This window comes from Acinetobacter lwoffii, from assembly GCF_024129735.1.
Lineage (GTDB): Bacteria > Pseudomonadota > Gammaproteobacteria > Pseudomonadales > Moraxellaceae > Acinetobacter > Acinetobacter lwoffii_H.
In genome coordinates, this window is record NZ_JAMXXK010000114.1 from 1 (window position 1) to 951 (window position 951).

Annotated in this window: 1 protein-coding gene and 1 pseudogene; both read right to left on the reverse strand. The window is 32.1% G+C overall.

Features of this window, described 5'->3' with window-relative positions; translation table 11 throughout:
* Positions 1 to 28: 28 nt before the first annotated feature.
* Positions 29 to 421 (reverse strand): annotated as a pseudogene (locus tag NI469_RS15695) (transposase family protein); the annotation flags it as partial.
* 37 nt (positions 422 to 458) lie between these two features.
* On the reverse strand, positions 459 to 863 hold the full coding sequence (locus NI469_RS15700) for a transposase family protein (protein ID WP_000669095.1): 405 nt from the start codon (positions 861 to 863) through the stop codon (positions 459 to 461).
* Between the last annotated feature and the right edge of the window lie 88 nt (positions 864 to 951).

Below are 951 nucleotides of genomic sequence, written 5' to 3' on the forward strand. Positions count from 1 at the left end.
TAGACTTCCTTCATAAATCATTTTTCAATCAATTTAATTGTTTATCTTTCACCCAATCTAAATTGTATATGCCAGCAAGTAAATTAAACCGCAGGTTTAATCTTTTACGACGATTTCTATATACACAAGATAAAATCTTAAAACATTTCATCCTTCCAAATACATGCTCTACTTGAATTCGTCTACGACCAATCTCTGTATTTAACTTTTTTAATTCAGAATCTAATTTTTCAGTTTTCTTTGCTTTAGATGGCATGAGGCATCCAAAACCCAATTTTTTTATCCCTAAATACCCCTTATCAACGATAAAAAAGGGCTTAAATTTTAATTTCCTCATACTTTTTTTAAATATTTTAAAATCATGCATGCTTCCATGACTTCCACATACACTCAGTATTTCACCTGTTGTATAGTGCATAGATAGCTGAAATTTAAAGGTATGTCGCTTTTTTTTACCGCTATACCATTTCTTCTGTTTTTTTTGGACGTTGAACTAATATTTCAGTTGCATCAATCACAACAACTTCCCAATCCACTTCATCTCGATTAGGAAGTTGTTTTGGCAAGTTAAATTTTCCAGAACGGATTAAGGTATCTTCAATAACACGTGTGATACGAATTGCACTCGTTTCAGATACACCGTAACTCATACCAAGATGGAAAAATGTTCGATATTCTCTCCAATATTCTATACATAAGAGCAAACGATCTTCCAACGGTAATTTATGCGGTCGTCCTTTACCAATATGACGAGGTAAATGCTTATTTAGCTCGGCCAACATGAGGTTAAATGTAGCCCAACTAACACCGGTAAGCCTACGAAACTTAACGTTTGATAATTTTTGAATATCTTTGAATTTCATCCAAGGATTATCTCTTGAATTAAATAATTTTGCTGATTAATTTAAGATCAAATAAATTGTACGTTTTTTGATTTATGACGGAAGTCTA